Consider the following 4,889-nt stretch of genomic DNA (forward strand, 5'->3'; position numbering starts at 1 on the left):
GACGTGCACGGTCACTTTGCGTGACAGATCGCCCTTGGCCACCGCCGTCGTCACCAGGGCGATGTCGCGCACCTGGGCCGTCAGCCGGTACGCCATCGTGTTGACGGAGTCCGTGAGGTCCTTCCACGAACCCGACATGCCCCGCACGCGTGCCTGGCCGCCCAGCTTGCCCTCGGTGCCCACCTCGCTGGCCACGCGCGTGACCTCGTCGGTGAAGGTCGACAGCTGGTCGACGAGGTTGTTCACCGTCCGGCCGACCTTCAGGAACTCGCCGCGCAGCGGATGCCCGGTCCCGTCCGGCGCCTGCGTCCGCAGCTCCATCCGGGGCGACAGATCGCCCTCGGCGACCGCGGAGAGCACCCGGCCGACCTCGGAGACGGGCCGTACGAGATCGTCCACGAGGGCGTTGGACGCCTCGATGGCGGCGGCCCAGGACCCCTCGTACGCACCCGTCTCCAGGCGCTCGGTCAGCTTGCCCTCGCGGCCCACCATGCGCCGCACCCGGGACAGCTCGCCCGTCAGATGCAGATTGCGGTCGGCCACCTCGTTGAAGACGGCGGCGATCTCCGACATCACGCCGTCGCCGGACACGGTCAGCCGCTTCCGGAAGTTGCCGTCACGCATCGCCACGAGGGCCGCCAGCAGTCGGTTCATGGCCGCCGTGTCCACCGCGGTGGTGCCACCGCGTGGTGGGCGCTGGTTGTCCAGGGACTGTCCGCCTTTCGCGCGCGTCTTAGTGCCCCGCGTCGCTGCGCCAGACTCCACTGTGTCCCTCCCGCAGGGGTCGACCGTTACTGCTGTTCTCCGCCGCTACTGCTCGCGGTACCCGTTACTGCTGCGTATTTCTGCCGGATATACCAGGCCGCACCTCGGGCTGCTGCCCGCTGCATCCAGAAGTCACTCGGCCTGACCGGACCTTCACAAGAAGCTTGCCCAGTGTTTCACCCCGGCTGAACCCGGCCATAACAGTTCGGCAGCTTCGCACACCGTCCGCACACCCTCTGGGCGGAAACACTGCAGACCGGCATCCGCACGGCCGTCGAAGGTAAGTAACCTTGCATGCGGCTGTCCAGCCGCGCCGGTCCGTTCCGGCCTGGGCGGTGGTACGAGATCGAGCGGGCATCGGAGGGACGGCCGGACACATGACCACCGGACTGATCCCCGGGGGACAGCCCCCGGACCGGCCGACGGGCACGCGCATGCCGCATCAGCGGGGCGAGCCGGTCGGCCACGCAGCCCTGCACGTCGACAACAGGCCGAGGAGTTCTGTGATCACCGCGCGCGCGGCCGCCAGCTTCGAGCCCGTCGGACGATCCGTAGCGACCGCCCGCTCCTTCGTCCGCGACACCTTGCAGGGCTGGGGCTTCGCCGACATCGTCGACGACGCCGTGGTCCTGACCAGCGAGCTGGTGACCAACGCGGTGGTGCACGCGGGTACCTCGGCCGACGTCCTGTGCCTGCGCACGGACGACGGCGTACGGGTCGAGGTGGCCGACCACTACCCGGAACGCGAGATCCCCCTCCAGGGCTCCCCGGTCAACATGGGCAGCCCCGACCGCGAGGGCGGCCGCGGACTCCAGCTGTGCGCGGCGCTCGCCGGACGCTGGGGCGTGGAGTACACGCCCACCCAGAAACAGGTCTGGTTCCAGCTCGACCTCCCCGAGCGCGCCGTGGGCACCCGCGCGGCCGGCCCCTCGCTCCCCGCGGACCTGCTCCCGCTCGCCGACGGCAGAGTCCGGGTCGCGGTCGTCCAGATCGACCGCACCGGCTCCATCACGTCCTGGAACGAGGACGCGGAGGAGCTCTTCGGCTACCCGGCCGAGCAGGTGATCGGAAAGCCCCTCACCGATCTCGCCGCCTGGCCACACACCCCCGGCACCAGCACCGGCATCGCGGAGGCGCTCCAGCTCTCCCGCTGGGAGGGCAGCTACGGCATAAGGGGCGCCAACGGCCGCGTCACCCCCGTGTACGCCTCCCACCTCCGCGTCCGCGACACCGGCGGCGAGCCCTCCACGGTCTGCCTCCTCGTCCGCGACCACGAGCGGGCCGTCCTGCAGACGCCGCTGCGCGGTCCCGCCTCCGACTCCGGGTCCACCGCCGAGGGCCAGAACACCGACCCGTTCGAGGTGTTCATCGGCTCCCCCGCCCCGGACGACCTCGACGGCCTCCTGCAGCGCACGGTCGAGCGCGCCCGCGACATGCTCGACGCCGACTCGGCCTTCCTGCTCCTCGCGACCGACGACGAGACGGAACTGGAGGTCCGCGCCTCGACCGGCCTGCCCTCCGCCCGGCAGCGCTTCGCGCGCGTGCCCGTCGAGGCGGGCCCCGGCCGCTACGGCTCGGCCCGCATGCCGGCGGTCCACGACGACCTGGCGGCCGTCCCGGGCGCCGTACCGCTGCTGAGCGGCACGGGCATGCGCTCGGTCGTCACGGTGCCCCTGAAGGTCGAGGGCCGCCTGACCGGCTCCCTTGGCGTCGCCGCCGAGTCCCCGGGCAGATACTCCAACGAGGAGGCCCTGCGCCTGCAGTTCGCGGCCGACCGCATCGCGCTGGCCGTCGAGTCCGCACGCCTGGGCGAGCTGGAGCGGCTGCGCAGGGGCTCCCTCAGCTTCCTGGTCGAGGCCTCCGACCTGCTGGCCGGCACCCTGGACCGCGACCAAACGCTGGCTCTGATGGCCCAGATGACCGTCCCCACCCTGGCCACCTGGTGCGCGGTCTACACGATCGCCGACCAGGCCTCCGAGCCGTACCTCTCCTATGTCCTGCACGAGGACGAGGAACTCATCGACGGCATCAAGTCGTTGCTCTCCAAGGTCCCCCCGCCGGACCCGGTGCCGACGCCCGGCGCGCGCGTCTGGTCCGCCCCCGGCGAGGTCGCCCACCAGTCGGCCCTGCGCAGCTCCATGCGCAGCCTCGGCCTGTCCGGCGGCCCGACCCGCCAGGTCGCCTCCGGGATCGGCCCCACGCTCGCCACGGCGTCCGCCGTGGGCGGCGAGACGGTCGTCCTGCCGCTGGTGGCCCGCAACCGCGTCATCGGCATGCTGACGCTCGGCAAGCCCACCGACGAACACTTCCGCCAGGAAATCCTGGAACTGGCCGAGGACTTGAGCCGACGGGCCGCACTGGCGCTGGACAACGCCCGCCTGTACTCGGAGCGCACCGCGATCAGCCAGTCCCTCCAGCGCAGCCTCCTGCCGCCCGAGCTCCCCGAGATCGACGGCGTCGAGGTCGAGGTCATCTACCGCGCGGCCGGCGAGGGCAACGAGGTCGGCGGCGACTTCTACGACCTCTTCCCGATCAGCGACGGCGCCTACGGCTTCGCCATCGGCGACGTCTGCGGTACGGGCCCGAACGCGGCGGCCGTCACGGGCCTGGCCCGGCACGCCCTGCGGCTGCTCGCCCGCGAGGGCCTGAGCGGCCCGGCGGTTCTGGAGCGCCTCAACTCCGCGATCCTCGACGAGGGAGCCCGCAGCCGCTTCCTGACCCTCCTCTACGGCGAGCTGCGCCCCCAGGAGGACGGCAGCGCGGAACTGAAGGTGGTCTGCGCCGGCCACCCCCTGCCGCTCCGCCTGCGCCAGGACGGCACGGTCGAACCGGCCGCCGAGCCCCAGCCGCTCCTGGGCGTCATGGAGGACCTCGACCTGTACGAGGAGACGGTCACCCTCGACCCCGGTGACGTCCTGCTGTGCGTCACGGACGGCGTCACGGAGCGCCGCGAGGGCACGCGCATGCTGGGCGACGACGGCCTCACCGACGTCCTGACGACCTGCACGGGCCTGACGGCGGGCGCGGTCGCCGCACGCATCATGCGCGCCGTGGAGCGCTTCGCGTCGGACGCCCCGTCCGACGACATGGCGATCCTGGCCATGCGGGTCCCCGGCCTCCAGAAGGACTGAATACGAAAAGAACCCCCCACCCGAAAGGGCGGGGGGTTCTTTTCTGTCGGAGCCCCCTAACGGAATCGAACCGTTGACCTTCTCCTTACCATGGAGACGCTCTGCCGACTGAGCTAAGGGGGCCTGTCGCCTTCTCGGGGTTTCCCCCGCGGCAACGGAATAGATCATACCCCGAACACTCGCGTGCTCCCAACCACGCTCAGAAAGCCGGCTGAAGCAGCCCGCCCAGCGCATTGCAAGCGCCCACGATGCGCTGCATGTCCCGCTTCGTCAGCGCGGTGTCCACGGGCAGCGCGAGCGTCTCGTCGGCGGCGCGTTCGGTCTCCGGCAAGGAAAGACAGCGCCGGAATTCCGGCAGCCGGTGCACGGGAGTCTTCACCGGCACCCGGCACTCGACTCCGCGCGCCCGCAAGGCCCGTGCGAAGGCGTCCCGGTCCGGTCGCCCGTTCCCGGGCACCCGCACCACGTACTGCTGGTAGGTGTGCCCGTCACCGCCGTCGGGCGTGCGCACACCCCTCAACTTGGCGTCGAGATAGGCGGCCCGCTCCCGGCGCTGCGCGATCTCGTCGTACGGCGCCTCGGACTCCCCCTGCTCCAGCACCAGGAGTCCGTGCCGCTGCCCGACGTCGTGCAGCCGGGGAATGTCGGCCGGCCGCCCGAAGCGGTGGACGACAACGACGGCCGCGGTCCGCGGAGTTGTCGCCGCCTCCACGGCGGACGCGTCGAGGCAGTACGTGACCGGATCTATGTCGGCGAACACCGGCAGCGCTCCGGCCATGGCAACGGCCTCGGCGACCTCGACGTTCCCGAAGGCCGGCACGACCACCTCGTCACCGAGTCCGACACCGGCGGCCCTGAGCATCGCAGCAGTACCCATGCTGTGGATGCTCGTTGCGCAACGTGAACTCCAAGTGACGTGAAATAAAAAAGGGTTGGTCCCGGAACCTAAGTTCCGGGACCAACCCTGAATAATTGTTCGGCGGCGTCCTACTC

General features: G+C 71.1%; 3 protein-coding genes and 1 tRNA gene. 1 reads left to right on the plus strand and 3 read right to left on the minus strand.

All coding sequences use genetic code 11. The features are described from left to right. A partial coding sequence (locus M8J74_RS22155) for a HAMP domain-containing protein (protein ID WP_249838114.1) occupies positions 1-765 on the minus strand: 765 nt, incomplete at its 3' end. A gap of 377 nt (positions 766-1,142) precedes the next feature. Between M8J74_RS22155 and M8J74_RS22160 the strand changes: the two genes are divergently transcribed. After that, positions 1,143-3,896, plus strand: a complete 2,754-nt coding sequence (locus M8J74_RS22160) for a SpoIIE family protein phosphatase (RefSeq protein ID WP_249838115.1) — start codon at positions 1,143-1,145, stop codon at positions 3,894-3,896. 50 nt (positions 3,897-3,946) lie between these two features. Here M8J74_RS22160 and M8J74_RS22165 read toward each other — a convergent pair. Beyond that, a tRNA-Thr gene (locus M8J74_RS22165) sits at positions 3,947-4,019 on the minus strand. Positions 4,020-4,095: 76 nt separating this feature from the next. Continuing rightward, positions 4,096-4,758 carry a DegT/DnrJ/EryC1/StrS family aminotransferase gene (locus tag M8J74_RS22170; RefSeq protein WP_249838116.1) on the minus strand — a complete coding sequence of 221 codons (663 nt, stop codon included), beginning with the start codon at positions 4,756-4,758 and terminating at the stop codon, positions 4,096-4,098. Positions 4,759-4,889 lie beyond the last annotated feature (131 nt).

Source organism: Streptomyces panaciradicis (genome assembly GCF_023516615.1).
In the GTDB taxonomy this organism is placed as follows: Bacteria; Actinomycetota; Actinomycetes; order Streptomycetales; family Streptomycetaceae; genus Streptomyces; species Streptomyces panaciradicis.

Coding starts and splice junctions, on each gene's coding strand:
- M8J74_RS22170 (WP_249838116.1), bottom strand. CDS start 4,758: ATGCTCAGGGCCGCCGGTGTCGGACTCGGTGACGAGGTGGTCGTGCCG.
- M8J74_RS22160 (WP_249838115.1), top strand. CDS start 1,143: ATGACCACCGGACTGATCCCCGGGGGACAGCCCCCGGACCGGCCGACG.